Origin of the sequence: Roseicyclus sediminis (assembly GCF_025515305.1) — a bacterium.
Lineage (GTDB): Bacteria > Pseudomonadota > Alphaproteobacteria > Rhodobacterales > Rhodobacteraceae > Roseibacterium > Roseibacterium sediminis.
Map to the genome: position 1 here is coordinate 30,713 of NZ_JAOPHT010000023.1, position 20,856 is coordinate 51,568.

The following is a 20,856-nucleotide window of genomic DNA, read 5'->3' on the forward strand; positions in this document are numbered from 1 at the left end:
CCCTGGCGACCCAAGGCTAGCACCCCGTCCGGGCCCCTGCCAAGAAGCCGGCGCGCCGTCACGTTCCGCTTGCGCCTCCCGGCGCGCGGCGCGATGTCTTGGGAAAGACGCGAACCAGGGACGGACGGCATGGCGGGCGAGGGTTCCGACACCCCGGAGACGGGCGGCGACGAGAAAGCGCGGATCGCGCGGCAATTCATCGAGGCGATTCCCTTCTCGAAGGCTCTGGGAATGCGCCTGGAAGAGATGGGAGACGGCGTGGCCGTGATCTCCATGCCTTACGAGACCGCGCTGGTGGGCGAGCCGAGGACCGGCGTCATCCATGGCGGGGCGGTCTCGGCGCTCATGGACACCTGCGGGGGCGCGGCGGTGATGTGCCACCCCGATGCCGTTTCGGCCACCGCCACGATCGACCTCAGGATCGACTACATGCGCCCCGCCACGGCGGGCGAGCGGATCACGGCGCGGGCGGTATGCTACCACGTCACGCGGTCGGTCGCCTTCGTCCGGGCGGAAGCCTGGGACGCGGATGAAGGGCTGCCGGTGGCCGCAGCGACGGGGGCCTTCACCGTGCAGCGCCAGAGCGGCGGGGAGGGCGGAAAATGAGCCTGCGCCGCCCGCCCGAACCCGTGCACCTCGTCAAGCAGCGCCGCGACCGGGCGCTTGCCGCGCTGACGGAGGGTGTTCCCTATGTCGGGTTCATGGGAATCCGCTTCGACCGGCGCGGCGACGAGCTGACGGCGGTCATGCCCTATGACGAGAAGCTGATCGGCAACCCAACCCTGCCGGCGCTTCATGGCGGGGCCATCGCCTCCTTCCTCGAAGTGGCCGCGATCGTCGAATTGTCGTTCCAGATGCTCTGGGACGAGATCGAAAGCGGCGATCTCGACGTCGAGGCGCTGGGCCCGGATGCGCTGCCGCGTCTGCCAAAGACCATCGACTTCACGGTCGATTACCTGCGCTCGGGGCTGCCGCGGGACGCCTATGCTCGGGCGCGGGTCAATCGCTCGGGACGGCGCTATGCCAGCGTCCACGTCGAGGCCTGGCAGGATAACCGACAGCGGCTCTTTGCCCAGGCGACGGGGCATTTCCTGATGCCGGTTCGGGACGGCGGCGAGGGGTGAGCGCGGCCGGCCAGACCATCGTCGAGCCCGCACCGCTCAGCCATGCCCGCGTGCTGAAAATCGCGGTGCCGGTCGTGATCTCGAACGCGACAGCGCCCCTTCTGGGCATCGTCGACACCGCCGTCGTCGGCCAGATCGGCGATCCGGTCCCGATCGGCGCCGTGGGCCTCGGCGCGGTCATCCTGACCTCGGTCTACTGGGCCTTCGGCTTTCTGCGCATGGGCACCGTGGGCCTCGCCGCTCAGGCGTTGGGCGCACGGGACGGCGCCGAGGTGGCGGCGCTGCTGACGCGCGTCCTGATGATCGGGGCGGGGGCCGGTCTTGCGCTCATCTTGCTGCAGGTCCCGCTCTTCGCCGCCGCGCTGTGGCTGTCGCCGGCAAGCGAGGAGGTTGAGGCGCTGGTCTCGACATATCTCTCGATCCGCGTCTTCTCCGCGCCCGCGGCCATCGCGATCTACGGCATCACCGGCTGGCTGATCGCACAGGAGCGGACGGGCGCAGTCCTCGCGCTGCAGGTGCTGCAGAACGGCCTCAACATCGCCCTCTCGGCCTTTCTTGTCCTCGGTCTCGACCTGGGGGTCGCGGGTGTCGCCTGGGGCACCTTCGTCGCGGAATGGAGCGGCCTCGCGCTGGGCCTCTGGCTCTGCCGCCGCGCCTTCGCGGTGCCCGCGTGGCGCGACTGGGAGCGGGTCTTCGACAAGGTGAAGCTCTGGCGCATGGCGGCGGTGAACGTGGATATCCTGATCCGCTCGCTCCTTCTGCTCGCGGGTTTCACCTCGTTCCTCTTCCTCGCCTCGGATTTCGGCGACGTGACGCTCGCCGCCAACCAGGTCCTGATCCAGTTCGTCTACGTCACGGCCCACGCGCTGGACGGCTTCGCCTTCGCCGCCGAGGCGCTGGTCGGACAGGCCATGGGCGCGCGGGCGGCGGCAAGGCTCCGGCGCGCGGCCATCCTGACGAGCATCTGGGGCCTCGGTGTCTGCACGCTCATGGCGCTGATGTTCCTGACCGCGGGCGGCGTCTTCATCGACCTCATGACAACGGCCGAGGGGGTGCGGGCGGCGGCGCGCGACTACCTGCCATGGATGGTGGCCGGGCCGCTTGCCGGCTGGGCGTCGTGGATGCTCGACGGCATCTTCATCGGCGCCACGCGGACGCGGGACATGCGCAACATGATGGCCGTCAGCTTCGCGGGGTATGTGGTGATGGTGGCCCTGCTGGTGCCCGTTTGGGGCAATCACGGGCTCTGGGCGGCGCTTGTCGGATTCTTCGTGCTGCGCGGCGTGACGCTCGCCTTCCGATACCCCGCGCTCGAACGCGCGGCCGCGTGAGGTCGGAGGTGCCGGCTTTACCGGGTTTCTAGAGAAGGTCGAGGATCGCCTCGGGCGGCCGCCCGATCACCGCGCGCACGCCGTCGTCGAGGATCGGCCTCTCGATCAGTACCGGGTGCGCGGCCATCGCGGCCACCAGCGCCGCCTCGTCCGCGTCCGCGAGCCCGAGGTCGCGAAAGGTGGCCTCCTTCCGACGCACGAGCCCGCCGGCCGGGACCCCGACGCGGGCCAGAATCCCGCGGAGTTCCGCCTCCGTCGGCGGCGTCTTGAGGTATAGCCGCAGCTCCGGCGCCACGCCGCGCGCCTGCAGGAGCGCCAGCGCCTCCCGCGATTTCGAGCAACGCGGATTGTGCCACAGCGTCAGAGCCATTCGTCCACCCCGGTTCCCGTGACCTCCGCCACGCTCTGCCCATCCCCGGCGAGCCGCGCGTCCAGCCCCTCCGCGATCCGGGCGCCCAGCGTGATCCCGCCATAGACCAGCCCGGTATAGAGCTGGATCGCCGTCGCGCCCGCCCGAAGCTTGGCCATCGCCTGGTCCACGCTCGCCACGCCTCCGACCCCGATCAGGGGCATCCGGCCCTCGGTAAGCCTGTAAAGCTGCGCCAGAACCCGCGTGCTCTTCTCGAAAAGCGGCTGGCCCGAAAGTCCGCCCGCCTCGTCCCGGTGGTGCGAGGTCAGGCCTTCGCGCGAAAGCGTGGTGTTCGTGGCAATGATCCCGGCGATCCCGCTCGACGCCGCGACTTCGGCGATCTCGGCCAGCGCCTCATGCTCGAGGTCCGGCGCGATCTTCAGGAAGATGGCGATCGGCCGGGGCAGGGCGGCGTTTGCCTCCATCACGCCGGCCAGCAGCCGTTCCAGCGCCGCGCGCCCCTGCAATTCGCGCAGCCGCTCGGTATTGGGGGAAGAGACATTGACCGTCGCGAAGTCGAGATGCGGCCCGCAGCGCGCGAGCACCCGCACAAAGTCGTCGGCGCGGTCCGGGCTGTCCTTGTTGGCGCCGAGGTTCAGGCCCAGGGGCACGGTGCGCGGGGCTTCGGCGAGGCGGCCGGCGATCACCTCCATCCCCTCGTTGTTGAAGCCGAACCGGTTGATCGCGGCGGCGTCGGGCGTCAGCCGGAAGAGCCGTGGCCGCGCATTGCCCTCCTGGGCGCGCGGGGTCACGCCGCCCACCTCGATGAAGCCGAAGCCCGCACGGCTGAGCGGCAGGATCGCCTCGGCATTCTTGTCGAACCCGGCAGCGAGGCCCACGGGGTTGGGCAGGTCCATGCCCGCCAGCCGCACGGCGAGCCTCGGCGAGGTGACGGGCCCCTTCAGCGGCAGCATCCCGGTTTTCAGCGCGGCCAGCGCCAGCGCGTGGGCCCGCTCGGGATCCATCCGGCGCATCACCGAAAGGCCAAAGCGCTCCCACATGGCTCAGAGCCCCTCGGGGAAGACGTGCGCGCCGTCCCGCAGCGGCAGGGGCGCGTGCCAGGTCACGTCGGTGCGCCGAAGCGGACCGTAGAGATGCGGGAAGAGTGCGCCGCCGCGCGAGGGTTCCCATTTCAGGGAGGGCCCGAGCGCCTCGGCCTCGAAGGCGGCGAGGATCAGATCGTCCGCGCCCGCGAAATGGCGGGCGGCCGTTTCAGCCACCTGTTCGGCGGTCGAGAAGTGGATGAACCCGTCCGCGACATCGACGGGCGCGCCCGCCGTCTCGCCGAGGCGGTCCAGCTCTTCCCATTCGGAGGCGCGGAGGATCTTGTAGATGTGCATGAGCGCTCACTTGACGCGCCCATGCCGTGGCGTCAAGGGCCGCGCGTACCCGTTACATCGCCGTCACATCCGCGCTTTACTTGGAGACCGCGGCCCGCCAATCTGGCGGCCGTCCAACACATACGGGAGAGCAATGATGCCTGCACGGATTCTCGGGTCCACCGCGATTCTGGCGGGTCTCGCCATGGCCGCGCCTGCCGCGGCGGAGACCACGCTGCACATCCTACACATCAACGACCTGCACAGCCGGATTCAGCCGATCAACCGTTTCGACTCGACCTGCCCGGCCGAAGACGACGCGGCGGGCGAATGCTTCGGCGGCGTGGCGCGCATCGCCACCGCCGTCGACCAGATCCGGGGCGAGCTGGAGGCCGCGGGCGAGAACGTGCTCGTCCTCGACGCCGGCGACCAGTACCAGGGCAGCCTGTTCTTCACGACCTATCGCGGCGCGGCCGCGGGCGAGTTCATGGAGGCCATCGGCTTCGATGTCATGGCGCTCGGCAACCACGAGTTCAACAACGGACCCGAAGGGCTACTGCCGCTCCTTGACGCGGTGACCTTCCCGGTCGTCTCCGGCAACCTCGACGTCAGCCAGGATCCCGCGCTGAACGGCCGTGTGGATGACAGCGTGATCCTCGACGTGAACGGCATCCAGGTCGGCATCGTCTCGGCGCTGACCCGAGACACGATGGAGATTTCCTCGCCCGGCGACAGCGTGATCTTCCGCGAGGAGATCGACTCGCTTCAGGGCGACGTCGATGCGCTGACCGAGGCCGGCGTCGACATCATCATCGCGCTGACCCATGTGGGCCTGCCCGCCGACATCCGCATCGCCGAGGCCACGACGGGCATCGACGTGATCGTGGGCGGCCATTCGCACACCTACCTCTCGGCCGACGACCCCGATCGCGACGGACCTTATCCGCTGTGGATCTCGAACCCCGATGGCGTGATGGTGCCCGTCGTTCAGGCCTATGCCTACTCGAAGTATCTCGGCCACCTCGAGGTCACCTTCGACGATGCGGGCGAGGTCATCTACGCCGATGGCAACACGATGCTCCTCGACGCCAGCGTGACGCCCGACGAGGACATCGCCGCCCGCGTGGCCGAACTTGCCGGCCCGATCGAGGAGGCGATGGGCGAGATCGTGGGCGACACGACCGAGTTCATCGAGGGCGACCGCTCCGTCTGCCGCGCGATGGAATGCTCGATGGGCAACCTCGTGGCCGACGCCATGCTCGACCGTGTCCGCGACCAGGGCATCCAGATCGCCATCGCCAACGGCGGCGGCCTGCGCGCGTCCATCGACGCGGGCGAGGTGACCATGGGCGAGGTCTTCACGGTGCTTCCGTTCCAGAACACGCTGGCCACCTTCCAGCTGACCGGCGCGGGCGTGCTGGCCGCGCTCGAGAACGGCGTGAGCCAGGTCGAAGAGGGCGCGGGCCGCTTCCCGCAGGTCTCGGGCCTCCGCTTCACCTGGAACGCGTCGGCCGAACCGGGCTCGCGCATCGTGTCGGTGGAGGTCGACATGGACGGCACCTGGACGGCGCTCGATCCCGAAGCGACCTATGGCGTTGTGTCCAACAACTTCATGCGCGGTGGCGGCGACGGCTATTCGGTCTTCGCCAACGAGGCGATGAACCCCTACGACTTCGGGCCGGGCCTCGAGGAGGTTGCTGCGACCTATATCGGCGCGAACAGCCCCTACACGCCCTACACCGACGGCCGTATCGCCCAGGTCGAATAACCGGGGCGGACCCGAGCCATCGAGACAGGCCGGCGCGGACCCCCGCGCCGGCCTTTTTGCTGCGTTGCAGAAAATGCAACTCGGGTTTCGAGAAGCGTCAATTGTCGCGGGGGTTAGCGCTATCATATCAGGGTCACGAACAAGGGACACGAGCAGCAGATGAAAGGAGCTCACCCATGACCTCGATCATCACCTACCTCCGCTCCGCGGCCGAGAAACGCGCCGCCTACAACCGCACCGTGGCCGAGATCGCGCGCCTGAACCGGGACCTCGCCATCGAGGACCTCGGCATCTACCCCGGCGACGCCGAACTCATCGCCCGCAAGGCGGTCTACGGCGCCTGAGACCCGCGCGGGGATCCGGAAACGCCGGCATTTCCACGCGGACTTGCCGGCACGTCCGCCCCGCTTGCCCGTCCCCACGACGGCAACTAGGCTTGCGCCCATGTGCGGGCGGATGACCATGACCCACCCTTCGGACGCGATGGCGCGGCTATTCGATGCCGCGCCCTCGAACGACTTGCCGGAGGTTCCCCGCTACAACATCTGCCCCACCCAGGCCGTGGCCGTCGTGACCGCGGATGGCGGCAGCCGCAGGCTGCGGCCGATGCGCTGGGGGTTCCTTCCGCACTGGTACAAGACCCCCACCGACGGACCGCTCCTCATCAACGCGCGCGCCGAGACAATCGCGGAAAAGCCGGCCTTCCGCGCCGCCTGCCGCGAGCGCCGCTGCCTCGTGCCGGTGACGGGCTTCTACGAATGGACCAAGGGCGAGGACGGCGCGCGCCTGCCATGGTACTTCACGCCCGCCGACGGATCGCCGCTGGTCCTGGCCGGGGTCTGGCAGGACTGGTCCCGTGGCGAGGACGCCTTCACCACGCTCGCCATCGTCACCACGGCGGCCTCACCCTGGATGGCCGAGACCCATCACCGCGAACCGGTGAGCCTGGCGCCGGAGGACTGGGCCAAGTGGCTGGGTGAGGAGGGGCACGGCGCCGCAACGCTGATGCAGGCCGCGCCCGAGGGCCGTTACGCGCGCTGGCGCGTGGATCCGAGGGTCAACTCGAACCGCGCGCAGGGCCCCGAGCTGATCGAGCCGATCGCCGCCTGAGCGACCCCAGTTCATATTCCTGCCGCAAACGGGCCGGATTCCCAACTTGTTCCCGTCCTATTCCACCTGCCGGTCCGAAAACGCAGGAGGAGACTGACATGACGATGAGGGACACACTTTTCCGGACGGTGGCTGTGATCGCACTTGCCCTTCCGCTCGCGTCCGGCTTCACGCCCGTTCCCGGCTTCGACACTGACGCGGCTCACGCCGAGCGTGGCGGCAACGGGAATGGCAACGGGGGCAACGGGAATGGCAACGGGGGCAACGGGAACGGAAACGGCAACGGCGGCAGCGCAAACGGGAACGGCGGCAACGGCAATGGAAACGGCAACGGCAACGGGCATGCCGGGGGCAACGGCCATGGCGCGATAGCCAGCGAGCTGCGCAACGCAAATGCCGCGAATGCCAACATCAACGCGATGCTGAACGCCGCACCCGACAGCAATGTCGGCCAGCTCAACACCCTGCGTGAACGGATGTCCGAGACGGCCGAGGCCTACGAGGCCTGGCAGGACGCCTACCGCGACTACGTCGAATTCCGCGACGCATTCGACGGGCGCACCGCCGGGGAGATCGAAGCCGAGATCGCCGAGCTGGACGAGGAACCCGAGACCTACGAAGCCGACCTCGAGCGTCTTGAGGGCGAGCTTGCCGCGCTTGCCGGCTACGAGGAGGAACTCGGCCGCCTCGCGGGTCTTTCGAACGACGCGGCCGGGATCTACGAGGAGGCAGAAGGGCTCGAGGGGGACGCGCTTGCCGTCGTCACACGCGGCCGGGATCTCTCCGACGAGGCGCTGGCCGAGTTGCGCCGCCGCCTCGTGAACTGACCCGTACCCGAAAAAAGGGCCGCATCCGGGGGAGGATGCGGCCCTAGTCGGGTCAGGGAGGGTTGGCTCGGCAGACGAGGGAGGGGGCGCCCGCCGTTTCCATGACCATGACAATGCCCCTCGTTCGGGGCTGAAATTGGGCGGTGCGGAAACGATTTCTGGGTTTTTTCACGCGTGACGGGTGGCGGGCGTCGGGTTTTCCGGTCTCAGGCGCCGCCCGATGCGTCGAGCAGCCCGGCCACCAGCAGGTCCGCCCCAGACGGCCCCAGCGCCAGAGGCGTGTCGTGAAGCACCGTCAGCCGCGTCAGCGCCTGGAGGTCGACGTCGCCCGAATGCGGCACGGTCGGATCGGCGAAGAACACCACCGCATCGAGTTCCCCGGTCGCGATCAAGGCGGCCAGCTGCTGGTCGCCGCCGCGCCCGCCGCGCTGAAGCCGGTGCACCAGAAGGCCGGGCGCGGTCTCGGCGATGACCCGTCCCGTCCCGCCCGTGCAGATCAGACGGTGACCCTTCAGTTGCGCCTCATGGCGCAGGACCCAGGCGCGCAGATGCGCCTTGCGGGTGTCGTGGGCCACGAGCGCGATGCGCCGGGGTGCCGTCGATTGCGCGCGCGCCTTCGCCGTGATGGCGAGGATGGCGCGCACCTGGCCCGCGAAGCCTTCGGTCTCGGACGGGAAGACCCCGGCCAGAGCCGCCGTGCCCACCGTGAAGCCCTGCGCGCCCGCCCGCGCGACCGCCTCGACACGCTCGGCGCTGTCGATGCTGCCCGCCACGATCACGGGCTTGGCCACCGCGGCGCAGACCGAGGCCATCAGGGCCGGCACGTCGCCGTCAAAACGGTAGGCAAGAAGGTCGAGCCCGTGGACATGTTCGAGTGCGGCCAACGACTTCGCAGAGGCCGCGATTTCCTCCGCCGGCCCCTCCAGCACGCTGGGATGTCCCGTGATCCGCCCCGGGAATGGGTAGTAGCGCAGCGGGTGGTGGCGGGTGATCGCGGTCACCGCTCCGGCACGCGTGCCCCCCAGAAGCACGTCCACATCGAGATCGACCGCGGCGCGCGCCGAGGCCATCTCGCTCTCCTCGTCGAGACTGACCACCTCCAGATAGGAGCGCCCGCCGGCGGCCCGGATCGCATCGGCCAGACCGCGAAGTTCGGCGAGCGGCAGGCCCACGTCCTTGAACCCGATATGCCGGACGCCGCCCTCCAGCGCCTCCTCCAGCCGGGCGCGGGCATCCGGGATCGTCCGGTCGTTCTCCGTCAGCATCAGGATGAAATCGAAACCCATGGCTCACCTCACCGCCATTGCGGGGCCGGGGTCAATGGTTCGGATGGGACGGGGGCGCCCGTCTTCCAGCGCTCCGCGCCCTCGGCGATGCGCAGATGCGGGGCGCCGAGGCTTTCCGTCACCAGCGCCGCAAGCTGTCCCAGCGCCGTGCCGGGTGGCAGGCCGGCCGCGATCAGTGCGGCGAACACGTCTCCGGACCCGTTCGGAACGAGGGCCGGGTCGGCGCGGGCGGTCCTGTATACCGCGGCCCCCTCGGCTGCGACCCAGAGAAGCCCCGTCGCGTCCGGAAGGGGCGGCGAGGTCACCAGAACCTCGGCCCCGCCCGTCCTGTCCCGCAGCCGATCCGCGGCGATCACGGCCTCGTCCAGCGTCGCGACCCGCTGCCCGGTCAGCCAGCCGAGTTCATAGGCGTTCGGGGTCAGCACATCGGCCAATGGCACCAGCCGGTCGCGCAGGACCGCCGCGGCCTCCGCGTCGATGTAGAGGCCCTTGGGCGTGTCGCCGAGCACGGGATCCACCACGACCCGCAGGCCCGGAGATATTGCCCGCATACGCCGGGCGAGGTCGGCCGCGAATTCCGCGTGGGCGGGGGAGGGCAGGTAGCCCGTCAGGAGCGTGCCGGCCGCCCCGAGCCAGCCGTTCGCCTCCAGCGCATCTGCCATGGCGGCGAGTTCCTCGACCGCGACGCGCCGCCCCGCGACATGCGGCCAGCCCGGATGGTTCGACAAGATCACCGTGGGAAGCTGCGTCACCTCCCGCCCCAGCGCCTGCAGCACCGGAACGGCTGCCGAGAGGCCCACGTGACCATGGGCGACCCAGCTCGACAGGATCAGGACGGGGGCCATGGCGCGGTCTCCGGGGGGTGGCGTCGCGGTGCAGACTATGCGGGGTCGCGCGCCGCTCCAAGGCTCGCGTTCCCCTTGACCCGTTAAGGGGCTCGGCAGGTCGCTGGCTCGCGCCGGTGCGTGACGTAGAAGATTTTCCGGTGATTGGGGCCCCACGTTCATCCGCATGGCCGTGGCGTCGGCACTGTCGGACAACCCCGGGCCGTGGGCGGGGCAGGGCGGTCACCTAGCCTTCGCGCATGACCACGCGCGGCCCGATCAAGCACTTCATTCCCAGTCCCGAGATCATCCGCCTGGCGACCATGCTGGACTTCCGGTTTTCGCTCTCGCTACGGCCTCGCCGACGCCCCGCCGCATGAGGGTGCCGCCGACGTCAGCCAGGAAATGGTTCGGTCTTGTTGGCACGGGTTTGGCCCAAGGTTCACCGTTGGGATCCGGAAACGCGGGATGGGGGCGAGCGGTCCAGCCACTTGCGCCGACACCTCAATGAGTGGCGCGGTCTCCGTGCGGGGTAAGGGACGTCCTCATCCAGACGAGTTGGAGTCCGTTTAGGGCCCTGCCGCCAAACAATTGAATCTGATTCACGAGCTTGCCGTCTGAATCACTTGTGGAACGGGGCGATGGGGCGCTGCATTCCGTCAGCCAGTTCAACGCGAGTTCAAGATGAGCCGAGATGTCATCATCACATGCGCCGTCACCGGCGGAGGCGACACCGCATCCAGAAGCGTGCATGTGCCGGTGACGCCCGAAGAGATCGCGCGCAGTGCCCTGGCTGCCTTCGAGGCCGGGGCCGCCATCGTCCATCTGCATGTGCGCGACCCGAAGACCGGTCTCGGCAGTCGCGACATCGACCTGTATCGCGAGCTGGTTTCGCACATCCGGGCTCGGAACGGAGACGTGATCCTCAATCTCACGGGGGGCATGGGTGGCGAGATCCTGTTCGGTCCTCAGGATGCGCCTCTGCCGCCCGGAGAAGGCACGGACTTCGTCGGGCCGGCCGAGCGGATGGCGCATATCCTCGAGCTTCGGCCCGAACTGGCAAGCCTGGACACAGGATCGCTGAACTTCGACGAAGCGCTCTATGCCACGACGCCTTCGTGGCTTCGCGCCATGGCCTCCGCCTACCGTGATGCCCGCGTGATGCCGGAACTCGAGGTTTTTGAGCTTGGTCACATAGAGCTTGCCAAGCAGCTGATCGCCGAGGGGCACATTGCCCAGCCGGCCCTCTTCCAGTTGTGTCTGGGCATCCGCTTCGGCGCACCTGCAACACCCGAAGCGATGATCGCCATGCGAAACGCGCTGCCTGCCGGTGCGAACTGGGCGGCTTTCGGGCTCGGCGTCCAGCAGATGCCGATGGCGGCTCAGGCAGTTCTTCTCGGCGGGCACGTGCGGGTCGGCCTCGAGGACAACCTGTACCTAGAGCGGGGCGTTCTCGCCACGAACGAACAACTGGTCGCCAAGGCGCGCACCTTGATCGAGGGCCTCGGCGCCCGCGTCGCTTCGCCGGAGCGCGCTCGCGAGATCCTCCGACTTCCGGACTTCGGCAGGTGACGGCATGACGATCAGCGTCACCACTATCCGACCGGGATCAGTCGCCGAGGGACCGTTGAACTGCCCACGGCCGCGGTGCGTGCCGTGACCTCTCCGCGTGCTACGTCCCCGCTTGCCACGTCTCCGCTTGACGCTCCGGTACTGGCAGCCCGCGGGATAACCAAGTCATACGACCGCATCGAGGTGCTGCATGGCATCGACCTGTGGGCGGGTCGCGGCGATGTCGTGACGCTGATCGGCGCGTCGGGCTCGGGCAAGAGCACGTTCATCCGCTGCCTGAATTTCCTGGAGCAGCCCGACGCGGGGGAAGTGATCGCGGGCGGCGAAGTGTTTCCGGCGACCGCTGGCCGATCGCGGCGTCGTGCGGACCGAATGCGGATCGACCGTCTGCGGACCCGGGTTGGCATGGTCTTCCAGAGTTTCAACCTCTGGCCGCACCGGACCGCGCTGGCCAATGTCGCGGAGGGGCCGATGCTGGTCCTGGGGTTGTCCAGGACCGAGGCGACCGACCGCGCTCGACACTACCTCGGGAAGGTCGGACTGGCGGATCGGACGGATCACTACCCCTCGCAGCTATCGGGCGGCCAGCAGCAGCGCGTGGCGATTGCCAGGGCGCTCGCAATGGACCCCGAAGCGATCCTTTTCGACGAGCCGACGTCGGCCCTGGATCCCGAACTCGTGGGCGAGGTTCTGAGCGTCATCGCCGATCTCGCCTCGGAGGGGCGGACGATGGTCATCGTCACCCACGAGATGTCGTTTGCCCGGGACGTCTCGACCCAGACGCTCTTTCTGGCGCGGGGAACGATCATCGAACGCGGTCCGCCCGCGATCATGGACTCGCCCACGACACCGGAGCTGCAGAACTTTCTCTCCCGCTTTTCCCGCTAACCTCAACCTAGGAGCAATGCCATGTCCCTCAATCGATCCTTCCTGACCCTGACTGTCGCCTTGGGAACGCTGGCCGCGCCTGTGGCAGCCCAGGAATCGATCCTCATCGGGATCGACGCCGCCTACCGTCCCTTCGCCTATGTCGAGCCGAGCGGTGCGTTGACCGGCTTCGAGGTGGAACTCGCCGAAGCCGTTTGCGCGGCGATCGAAGCCCGGTGCGAGATCAGCAACGTTCCGTGGGACGGCATCTTCACGGCGCTCGATTCCGGCGCCATCGACATGGTGGGAACCACGGTCACAAAGACCGCCGCCCGCATGGAAGCCTACGATACGAGCGTCACGATCTACAACGTCGGCTACGGGTTCATCGTACCGGAAGGAACCGACGTCTCGGGCGGCATGGAGGCGATAGAGGGTCAGGCCATCGGCACGATCGTCGGGACCGAAGCCTACTACGCCTTCATTCGCGGCATGCTTGGCGAAGAGGCGGACATCCGGGGCTATGACACGATCGATGCGGCCGTTCTCGATCTCGATGCGGGTCGCATCGGAGCCGTCATGAGCGACAACTTCCAGCTCCAGGACCAGTTCGTGAGCACGGGCGACTACGTCTTCGTCGCCGAGCCCGTTTTCGATCCGCAGTGGACGGGCGACGGCCGCGGCTGGATCTTCCGCCAGGGCTCGGCAGAACTCGTTGCGCGCATGGATGCGGGCCTGGAGCAGGTCATCGGCGACGGCACGATGGACGAGATCGCGATGAGATACTTCGGCATGGCGCTTAGCTCCGAATGACCCTGTAATGCTTGAGGTCGCCGCGCCCTACTTCGCATTCTGGTCGCTCGGCGCGGCGTTCACGCTAGGGCTGTCGGTCGCGGTATTCCCCGCGGCCGTCCTTCTGGGACTGGCTTCGGCTCTGGCCTTCCACTCGGGCCGAGCCGCAGCCGGTGCTGCAAGCATCTATTTCGCCATTTTCCGCGGGCTGCCGGAGATACTGGTCATTCTGGCGGCGTTTCATGGTGTCAATATCCTTCTGCGGACCGTTGGCACGGGCGCAGGGGTCGCCCTGCCGACGATCGACCCATTTCTCGCTGCCTGGCTCGCCCTCGCGGTGCAATTCGGGGCCTATGCCGGGGTCATCATGTCTGACTGGCTGCGGATCCAGCCGGCCGGGCTTTCCGAGGCTGGCGCAGCGGTCGGCATGACCAGAAGCCAAATCCGGCGGCGTATCGTGATCCCGCTCGTCCTGCGCGGCGCGACCGCTTCCCTGGGGAACCTTTTCCTCGTGCTTCTGAAGGTATCGGCTCTTGCGTCGCTCATCGGTGTCGAGGAATTGAGCCGCCGCACGGCCATCGTCTCCGGGGCCATCCGCGATCCGCTTCTGGCCTATTCGATCGCGGCAGTGCTGTACCTGATGATATCTGCCTTGGCCGAGATCGGGCAGAACCTGCTCGAACGGCGCTCGCATCGGCGCGGGGGGGCGGGCGCATGAGCGGAGTGCTGGCATCCCCGGCCTTCTGGTCGGCCATCTGGCAAGGCGCGCTGGTCACGGTTTCCCTGACGCTGCTCAGCATGGCGGCGGGGGTGGTCCTTGGGGCGGCTTTGGCGGCGATGCGGCTGAAAGGCGGCCCGCTGGGACGCACATTGGCCTGGTCGTACGTCTTCGTCTTCCGCGGCGTGCCTGTCTTGATCCTGCTGTTCCTGTTCTACTACGGCCTGCCCAGGGTGCCCGCCCTTAGGGGCACGTGGTTCTGGGACCTCGTGCTCGTGTCCCCTTACAGGACGGCACTATTCGTCCTGACGATCAACAATGCCGCCTATATCGCCGAAATCTTCCGCGGTGGGTTCGTCGCAATTCCACGCGGGATGATCGAGGCGGGACGCGCGGTCGGAATGACGCCAAGGCAGGTTTTCGCACGGATCGAGATGCCGCTCGCCCTGAGAGGTTCCCTCGGCAGCCTCGGCAACGAGACGGTGGCGGTGATGAAGGCGTCGGCGATCACCAGTGTCATCACAGTGAACGACCTGATGGGGGGCGCGCGGCGCGTGGGGGACATTTGGCTCGAACCGCTGACGCCTCTCTTGGTCGTCGGGTTCGTCTACCTGCTCATGGTCATGGGCATCGACTACGCGGTCGCGCGATTGCGTGCCTTGCCGCTGATGGGCGGCGGCATGGCGCAACGCTAGCTGGAAGAGACGCCCAACCTCATGGTGCCCGGAAGAGACTGCAGCCACTGCACGAAAAGCATGGCGCCGCGAGGCACGGCGCGGTTTCTCGGGGTCAGCACGAGATAGTGAAGGTCCGTCTGAATCGAGATATCGGAGATCGGCACAAGCGTCCCGCTGCGCAGCTGCGGCTTGATGATGGCCCTGCGTAGAAGGCCGACCCCTTCGCCCGCGATCGTGGCCGCCAGCGTCAGGTTTCCGTCGGGCAAGAGAGGCCCTCCCTCGGCAAGCTTCCGATCAAGACCGGCGCACGCCAGCCATTCCCCCCAGTATTCCCGATCGTCGTCGTGCAGCAGATGAACCCGGTCGAAGTCCGCGAGCCCCGTGTAGCCGATTTCGGTCAGGTAGCCGGGTGCCGCAACCGGGATCGCCGTTCCCTCTAGCAATGGCATGGCGACGAATTCGGGGTAATCGCCAGGTCTTCCGAAACGGATCGCCACGTCGGTGCTGTTCTCGTCGCACTCCGTCGTGCTTCGGGAATAGTGAAGCGCCACGCGCACGTCCGGGTGTCGGGCCCAGAAGTCGTGCATCTGCGTCATGAGCCAGGAAACGGCGAACATGGGAAGCGAAGAAACCCGTACGGCCGAGTCCTGGCTCTGGCGGCGCAACATGTCGGTTTCGTTGTGCAGCAAGCGGAAAGCCTCGCATACGCTTCGCTTGTAGCGTTCGCCCTCCGCCGTGAGGATAATTCCCCTTCCATGGCGCTCGACGAGCGGGAAACCCATCCAGTCCTCGAGTTTCGCCACCTGGTGGCTGACGGCGGAATTGGTGACGCAAAGTTCGTCTGCGGCGGCTGTCACGCTGCCGAGACGGGCTACGGCCTCGAAGGCGCGCATGGAGTGCAGGGGCGGCAGCTTCATTCGCTCATGTGTATGCGATTCAACAGTCGGGCGTAAATATGCAAACCCTCACGGCGGGATCGCGACTAAGGTTTCGCAGGAACGATCTTGCGGAGTTGCATGGTGGTCGATCTCGACGCCCCTCTGAAAACAGATGACCTTGTGGCTTTCCGGGCCCGCGTCCGAGCCTTCATCGACGGAGCCCTGCCAGATCATGTCCGCGCCCAGGGCGCGGCCGAGCGGATGGATCTCGGCAAGGAAGACCAGCGCGCCTGGCACAAGGCGCTGCGCGGCGCGGGTCTTGCCTGTGCAAGCTGGCCGCCAGAACACGGCGGCCCGGGCCTCGGTCACGCCGAGCGTTTCGTTCTCGAGCGCGAGCTTGCGCTGGCCGGCGCGCCACGGCCGATGATTTACGGCGTTACAATGCTGGGTCCGGCCCTGATCGCTCACGGGAAACGCGAACAGCAGGAGCGGTTCCTGCCTCCGATCCTCGAAGGCGACGCCTTCTGGTGCCAGGGCTTTTCCGAGACCGAGGCAGGGTCGGACCTTGCCAGCCTGCGATGCGCCGCGCGCCTCATCGGCGACGAATACGTGATCGACGGTCACAAGATCTGGACGTCCGAAGCGCATATCGCGGACTGGATGTTCGGCCTGTTCCGCACGGACTCCACCGGCCGGAAGCAGCAGGGCATCACCTTCCTCCTCATCGACATGAAGAGCCCCGGCATCACGGTTCGGCCGATCGAGGGCTTCGATGGAACCGGCGTTGAAATGAACCAGGTCTTCTTCGACGCTGTCCGCGTGCCGGCGGGGCAGCGGATCGGCGCGGAGGGCGATGGCTGGACCATCGCCAAGGAACTTCTCGCGGCCGAACGCTTCGGCAACGCCGAGGTGTCGCGCTCGATCGCTTCGCTGAAGCGGCTGAAGGCCTTCTGCAAGCGGGAGCGTCGGGGCGGCCGACGCCTCATCGAGGATCCCGTCGTGGCGCGTCGACTGGCGTCGCTCGAGGTGGCCCTGCGTGCGGTGGAGCGCACGGAGTTGCGCTTTCTCTTGCACGGCGGGACCGAACTCGGCGCGGAAGCCGCGTTGCTCAAGCTGCGCGGCACCGAGATACAGAACCGCATCCTGGCGATGGCCGCCGACGTCCTCGGCCCGCAGATCATTTTCGATTGCGGCTCACTTGATGCACCGGACATGCCGGTCGAGGGGCCGGAGGAACTGCGCCACGCGCTGCGAATGCACTTCAACTATCGCAAGACGATGATCTACGGCGGCTCGAACGAGATCCAGCGCAACATTCTGGCGAAGGCGGTGTTGGGGCTATGATCCGTTCCGTCGCACTGGACGAAACCGCTGAAAGTCTTCGTGACGCCGTGCACAGGCGCCTTGCGCCGGAGTTTGCGCCCCCGAGCAGCGCACCTGTCGATCCGATGCCCGCCTGGGCCGCCCTTGCCGAACTGGGTGCGTTGTCCATCTGTCTTCGCGAGGAGGCGGGCGGGCTCGGGACCGGGGTGGCGGCGGCGGCGCTGGTGCTGGAGCCGGTCGGCCGGCTCGGCATCGCGGTGCCCTGTCTCGACGGTCTCTGTGGCGCGGCGGCGCTCGCCGAGGCATTTCCAGCGCACGACGCCCTGCTTTCGGCGCTGTCGGATGCGGCCGGCGGCGGCGCGCCTGTCCCTCTGGCGTGGACCGAGCCGTGCAGGGGTTGGGAACGGGTTCCGGAAACGACGATTGCCGAACCGATGCCGGGTGGCGAGTATCGTCTGAGCGGCCGCAAGGTCGCCGTCCGCTGGGCGGACCGTTCGGACGCAATCGTCGTTTCCGCGGCCTGCATGGGAGCAACGGGCCTTTTCCTTGTTCCAACCGATGCGCCGGGGGTGAGGCGCGCACCCTGCGCGACCGCTGACGGCCAGTCCGCCGCAGATCTGGATTTCGACGGCGTCGTCCTCGCGTCATCCGCCAGGCTGGACGAGGGCGCTGGCCAATCCGCCCTCGAATTCGCACTCGACGCACTTGCGGCTCTGTCCCTGGCGGAAGCGGTGGGTGCGATGACGTCGTGCCTGGAGCTGACGCTCGAACACCTCCGCAACCGGACGCAGTTCGGAGCGCAACTGTCCTCGTTCCAGGCTTTGCAGCATCGGCTCGTGGAGGCCTATGCCGACTGTGAAACGGCGTGGTCGATGACACTCGATGCACTGGATGCGCTGCGCGCCGACGTCGACGAGATCACCCGCGCCATGCGCGTATCGGCGGCAAAGGCCCACGTGGGGCCGCGTGCGAGACATGTCGCGCAGGAGGCCCTGCAGCTCCACGGCGCCACGGGAATGACCCTGGACTACCCGCTCGGGCGCCGAGTGGCCCGCCTGACCTTGATCGACCTCGGCTACGGCGACTCCGACTGGCACCTCGATCGCCTCTTGAGGCTTGGCGAGGATCTGACATGAGCGGGTGCAATTCGGTCGTTCCGAACATTCGCGCCCTGCTCGAGCCTCGATCGATTGCGGTGTTCGGCGCAAGCGGCAGAAGCGGCCGGCCCGGGCACGACGTGATCGCGGCCTTGGACACCTTCGGCGCATCGCCCGACGTGTACCCGGTGACGCCGCGTTACGAGACGATCCTCGGGCGCGCCTGTCTCAGCGCGCCGAAGGACCTTCCTTCGGGTATCGACCTTGCGGTCATCGCATCGGGCAGTGCCCGCATCATTTCCGATGCCGAAGCGGCGATCGCTGCCGGTGTGGGCGCCCTGCACGTTCTCGGCGACCTTGGTCCGGATGATTGCGACCGTCTTGGAGCCATGGCGCGAGCCGCTGGCATCCCGCTACTCGGCCCGAATTCCGTCGGGTACGTGAATTATGCGGGGCGACAGCTCTCGACCTGGATCGCGCCCCCGGACGGCCACCGTGAAGCCGGATCGATCGCGCTGATCGTGCAATCGGGAGCCCTGTTCAGCTACGCGAACTCTGTCGATCCGCGCCTACGGTTCAGCCTCACCCTGCAGCCGGGCCGCGAGGCGGGCCTCACGCTTGCGGACGCCATGGATCATGCGCTCGACATGCCACAGACGGCTGTGCTGGGCCTGTATCTCGAGACGGTCTCCGCGCCGGAGCGGTTCGTCGCGATGCTTGCGCGAGCGGACGCGGCAGGCGTGCCCGTCGTCGTTCTGGCACCCGGTCGAAGTCCTGCGGCGGCGGAGGCCATCGCCACACATGCACGCCGTCTCGCGGGCACCGGCGCAGGTCTGGAAGCCGCGTTCCGCCGCTTTGGCGTGACGCAGGTTTCCACGCTCGATGCGTTCTGGACCACGCTGCACCTCTTCTCGGCGATACCGGTCCCAGGCCCCGGGGGCCTTGCGATCCTGACCGATTCAGGCGCGCAGCGCGCGATGACCATCGATATCTGTGCCCAGCTGGGCGTCCCTCTCGCGCGCTTCGCGGAGCCGACCAGAGCTCGCCTGCGCGGGGTTCTCGACAGTGAACTGTCTGTGGACAACCCTCTCGATATCTGGGGCGGCGAAAAGGATCTAGCGGCACATACCGCGACATGCCTCGAAACGGCCGTTTCAGACCCTGGAACCGCCATGGCGGTTATCGTCACGGAATTCGGCGTGCCCGACAGCGATACCTTCCCGACACGGATGGCCGAGGGCGCGTCTCGGGTTGCGGGCACGGCGGGCAAACCCGTCGTCGCCGCCAGTTTCTCGACGCGCCACTTCGCCTCCGGCCGCATGCGCGAAATGGAGGCGCGGGGGCTGCCCGTGCTCGACGGGCTCGAAACCTCGTTGCTGGCAATACGGGACCTCTTCGCCCGTCGCGACAGGACGCACTTTCCGGCTTCGGAGCCGCTTGGCAGCCCCCTCGGCGTGGCGCTCGCGGAGCGTGTCGCAGACCTTTCCCCCGCCGACGAGGCCGGAGCCCTCGCTCTTCTTTCGGCCGTCGGCATCCCGGTCGTTCCGCACCGCGTGGTCGAGAGCGCCGATGCGGCCCAGTCCGCGGCGCGGGAACTCGGTGGAAGGGTGGTGCTCAAGACGGCGGCACCGCTTCTGCACAAGACCGAGGTGGGGGGCGTCCATCTTGACCTTGGCTCCCCCGGAGACATCGCGGCCGCGTGGGATGATCTGGCCAACCGCCTCGGGCCACGGGTCCTCGTGGCGCGGATGGAGCGGACCGGGCATGACCTCGCGCTCGGGGCCATTGTCGATCCGCAGTTCGGCCCGCTCGTGATGGTGGGCGCAGGCGGTATCGAGGCGGAGCTGCTGGCCGACAGGCGGTTCGCTCTGGCGCCCGTAAGCGAGACGGAGGCACTGTCCATGATCGCCGGACTGGCCATCGCGCCACGCCTGTCCGCGTTTCGGGGCGGGCCCGCAGCAGATGTGGCGTCGGCCGCCCGGGCGGTCGTCGCCCTGTCGCGGCTGATAGCGGCCTGTTCGGCCCGGATCTCGGAGATCGACATCAATCCGCTTCGCGTCGGACTCGGCGGCGTCGTCGCGCTCGATGCCGTCATCATCAAGACCCAAGAGAACGACGAGGATCCTTCCCAGTGACGTCTTTACCTGCCCAACTTCCCGGCCGCGTCGCCTGCATAGGTGGCGGTCTGATAGGCGCCGGCTGGGCGCTGCATTTCATGCGCGCCGGATGCGATGTCGTCGTCCACGATCCCGAGCCCGCGCGCGCCGAATACCTGTCTCAGGTTCTGCGGATGGCCCTGCCGACCCTTCACGCGATGGGCATGGCCGACGGTGCCGATCCGGACCGGATATCGTTTGACGCAAGGATCGAGACCGCGCTGGAGGGAGCAGATTTCATTCAGGAAAGCGCGACCGAAGACCGGCAGGAAAAGAGCGCCCTCATGGGCCGGATCGACAGGCTTGTGCCGCCCGGTGTCGTGATCGCGTCGAGTTCGTCCGGATTTCTCGCAACGGATCTTCGAAAGGACGCGAGGAACCCTGAACGCATCGTCATAGGACATCCGTTCAATCCGCCCTGGCTCGTGCCGCTGGTCGAGGTTGCAGGCGGGGATACCGCACCGGAGGCGGCCGCGCGGGCTGCCGCCGCTTACCGCGCGTCGGGCTGCGAGGTGATCGAGCTGTCGCGCGAGATAGACGGCTACATCGGTAACCGCCTTCAGTTCGCGGTCTTTCGAGAGATCCTTTACCTGTGGTCGCAGGGTGTCGCCGATCTCGAGGCCATCGACCGTGCCATGTCCGCGGGACCTGCGCTGCGATGGGCCGTGATGGGGCCATCGGCGGTGTTCTACATGGGCGCGCGCGACCCTGCGCTCTTCGGGGAGTTCGTCACACTTCTCCACGAGGAGCTTCAGGCAGGCTACACCGCCCCCCCCCC

General features: G+C 67.9%; 22 protein-coding genes. 16 read left to right on the forward strand and 6 right to left on the reverse strand.

Annotated elements, in window-relative coordinates; all coding sequences use genetic code 11:
* The first annotated feature begins 129 nt into the window (after positions 1-129).
* Genes N8I71_RS19235 through N8I71_RS19245 form a run of 3 tightly spaced genes read left to right on the forward strand, consistent with a single transcriptional unit; the run spans position 130 to position 2,455 of the window.
* Entirely contained in the window at positions 130-606 is a 477-nt protein-coding gene (locus N8I71_RS19235; protein ID WP_262879657.1) for a PaaI family thioesterase, read from the forward strand.
* On the forward strand, positions 603-1,124 hold the full coding sequence (locus N8I71_RS19240; protein WP_262879658.1) for a PaaI family thioesterase: 522 nt from the start codon (positions 603-605) through the stop codon (positions 1,122-1,124). The genes N8I71_RS19235 and N8I71_RS19240 overlap by 4 nt, the downstream gene beginning before the upstream one ends.
* Entirely contained in the window at positions 1,121-2,455 is a 1,335-nt protein-coding gene (locus tag N8I71_RS19245; protein ID WP_262879659.1) for an MATE family efflux transporter, read from the forward strand. The genes N8I71_RS19240 and N8I71_RS19245 overlap by 4 nt, the downstream gene beginning before the upstream one ends.
* Positions 2,456-2,483: 28 nt before the next feature.
* On the opposite strand, the gene arsC is transcribed toward N8I71_RS19245, so the two are convergent.
* Genes arsC through N8I71_RS19260 form a run of 3 tightly spaced genes read right to left on the reverse strand, consistent with a single transcriptional unit; the run spans position 2,484 to position 4,204 of the window.
* Positions 2,484-2,825 (reverse strand): arsenate reductase (glutaredoxin), encoded by a 342-nt coding sequence (gene arsC, locus N8I71_RS19250; RefSeq protein WP_262879660.1) that lies wholly within the window; start codon positions 2,823-2,825, stop codon positions 2,484-2,486.
* Entirely contained in the window at positions 2,816-3,865 is a 1,050-nt protein-coding gene (locus N8I71_RS19255; RefSeq protein ID WP_262879661.1) for a quinone-dependent dihydroorotate dehydrogenase, read from the reverse strand. Before N8I71_RS19255 ends, arsC begins: the two co-directional genes overlap by 10 nt.
* Positions 3,866-3,868: 3 nt before the next feature.
* Entirely contained in the window at positions 3,869-4,204 is a 336-nt protein-coding gene (locus N8I71_RS19260; RefSeq protein ID WP_262879662.1) for a DUF952 domain-containing protein, read from the reverse strand.
* Between the two features lie 136 nt (positions 4,205-4,340).
* Between N8I71_RS19260 and N8I71_RS19265 the strand changes: the two genes are divergently transcribed.
* The 4 genes from N8I71_RS19265 (at position 4,341) to N8I71_RS19280 (ending at position 7,888) form a co-directional block, all read left to right on the forward strand.
* Complete coding sequence (locus N8I71_RS19265; protein WP_262879663.1) at positions 4,341-5,951, forward strand: bifunctional metallophosphatase/5'-nucleotidase; 1,611 nt, start codon at positions 4,341-4,343, stop codon at positions 5,949-5,951.
* A gap of 176 nt (positions 5,952-6,127) precedes the next feature.
* Positions 6,128-6,295, forward strand: a complete 168-nt coding sequence (locus N8I71_RS19270) for a hypothetical protein (RefSeq protein ID WP_262879664.1) — start codon at positions 6,128-6,130, stop codon at positions 6,293-6,295.
* A gap of 100 nt (positions 6,296-6,395) precedes the next feature.
* Positions 6,396-7,061 carry an SOS response-associated peptidase gene (locus N8I71_RS19275; RefSeq protein WP_262879665.1) on the forward strand — a complete coding sequence of 222 codons (666 nt, stop codon included), beginning with the start codon at positions 6,396-6,398 and terminating at the stop codon, positions 7,059-7,061.
* A gap of 104 nt (positions 7,062-7,165) precedes the next feature.
* Positions 7,166-7,888, forward strand: a complete 723-nt coding sequence (locus tag N8I71_RS19280) for a hypothetical protein (RefSeq protein ID WP_262879666.1) — start codon at positions 7,166-7,168, stop codon at positions 7,886-7,888.
* 206 nt (positions 7,889-8,094) lie between these two features.
* On the opposite strand, the gene N8I71_RS19285 is transcribed toward N8I71_RS19280, so the two are convergent.
* Entirely contained in the window at positions 8,095-9,174 is a 1,080-nt protein-coding gene (locus tag N8I71_RS19285) for a methylglyoxal synthase (protein ID WP_262879667.1), read from the reverse strand.
* 8 nt (positions 9,175-9,182) lie between these two features.
* The gene (locus tag N8I71_RS19290; protein WP_262879668.1) at positions 9,183-10,019 is read right to left on the reverse strand and encodes a pyridoxal kinase; all 837 of its coding nucleotides are present in this window, start codon (positions 10,017-10,019) and stop codon (positions 9,183-9,185) included.
* Positions 10,020-10,682: 663 nt separating this feature from the next.
* On the opposite strand from N8I71_RS19290, the gene N8I71_RS19295 reads away from it, so the two are divergent.
* The 5 genes from N8I71_RS19295 (at position 10,683) to N8I71_RS19315 (ending at position 14,642) form a co-directional block, all read left to right on the forward strand.
* The gene (locus tag N8I71_RS19295; protein ID WP_262879669.1) at positions 10,683-11,570 is read left to right on the forward strand and encodes a BKACE family enzyme; all 888 of its coding nucleotides are present in this window, start codon (positions 10,683-10,685) and stop codon (positions 11,568-11,570) included.
* A gap of 183 nt (positions 11,571-11,753) precedes the next feature.
* Positions 11,754-12,458 carry an amino acid ABC transporter ATP-binding protein gene (locus N8I71_RS19300; RefSeq protein WP_316249268.1) on the forward strand — a complete coding sequence of 235 codons (705 nt, stop codon included), beginning with the start codon at positions 11,754-11,756 and terminating at the stop codon, positions 12,456-12,458.
* 21 nt (positions 12,459-12,479) lie between these two features.
* The gene (locus tag N8I71_RS19305; RefSeq protein WP_262879670.1) at positions 12,480-13,250 is read left to right on the forward strand and encodes a transporter substrate-binding domain-containing protein; all 771 of its coding nucleotides are present in this window, start codon (positions 12,480-12,482) and stop codon (positions 13,248-13,250) included.
* A 7-nt stretch (positions 13,251-13,257) separates the two neighbouring features.
* Complete coding sequence (locus N8I71_RS19310; protein WP_262879671.1) at positions 13,258-13,947, forward strand: ABC transporter permease subunit; 690 nt, start codon at positions 13,258-13,260, stop codon at positions 13,945-13,947.
* Positions 13,944-14,642, forward strand: coding sequence for an amino acid ABC transporter permease (locus N8I71_RS19315; RefSeq protein ID WP_262879672.1), 699 nt, complete (start codon positions 13,944-13,946; stop codon positions 14,640-14,642). The genes N8I71_RS19310 and N8I71_RS19315 overlap by 4 nt, the downstream gene beginning before the upstream one ends.
* Here the strand turns inward: N8I71_RS19315 and N8I71_RS19320 are convergent.
* A complete protein-coding gene (locus N8I71_RS19320; RefSeq protein WP_262879673.1) occupies positions 14,639-15,541 on the reverse strand; it encodes a LysR substrate-binding domain-containing protein in 903 nt (300 codons plus the stop codon). The genes N8I71_RS19315 and N8I71_RS19320 overlap by 4 nt on opposite strands.
* Positions 15,542-15,640: 99 nt before the next feature.
* Between N8I71_RS19320 and N8I71_RS19325 the strand changes: the two genes are divergently transcribed.
* From N8I71_RS19325 to N8I71_RS19340, 4 genes are all read left to right on the forward strand, one after another.
* Entirely contained in the window at positions 15,641-16,846 is a 1,206-nt protein-coding gene (locus N8I71_RS19325; RefSeq protein WP_262879674.1) for an acyl-CoA dehydrogenase family protein, read from the forward strand.
* The gene (locus tag N8I71_RS19330; protein WP_262879675.1) at positions 16,843-17,961 is read left to right on the forward strand and encodes an acyl-CoA dehydrogenase family protein; all 1,119 of its coding nucleotides are present in this window, start codon (positions 16,843-16,845) and stop codon (positions 17,959-17,961) included. Before N8I71_RS19325 ends, N8I71_RS19330 begins: the two co-directional genes overlap by 4 nt.
* Positions 17,958-20,057 carry an acetate--CoA ligase family protein gene (locus tag N8I71_RS19335; protein WP_262879676.1) on the forward strand — a complete coding sequence of 700 codons (2,100 nt, stop codon included), beginning with the start codon at positions 17,958-17,960 and terminating at the stop codon, positions 20,055-20,057. Before N8I71_RS19330 ends, N8I71_RS19335 begins: the two co-directional genes overlap by 4 nt.
* 80 nt (positions 20,058-20,137) lie before the next feature.
* Positions 20,138-20,856, forward strand: a 719-nt coding sequence (locus tag N8I71_RS19340; RefSeq protein ID WP_262879677.1) for a 3-hydroxyacyl-CoA dehydrogenase NAD-binding domain-containing protein, incomplete at its 3' end; no start/stop codon positions are given.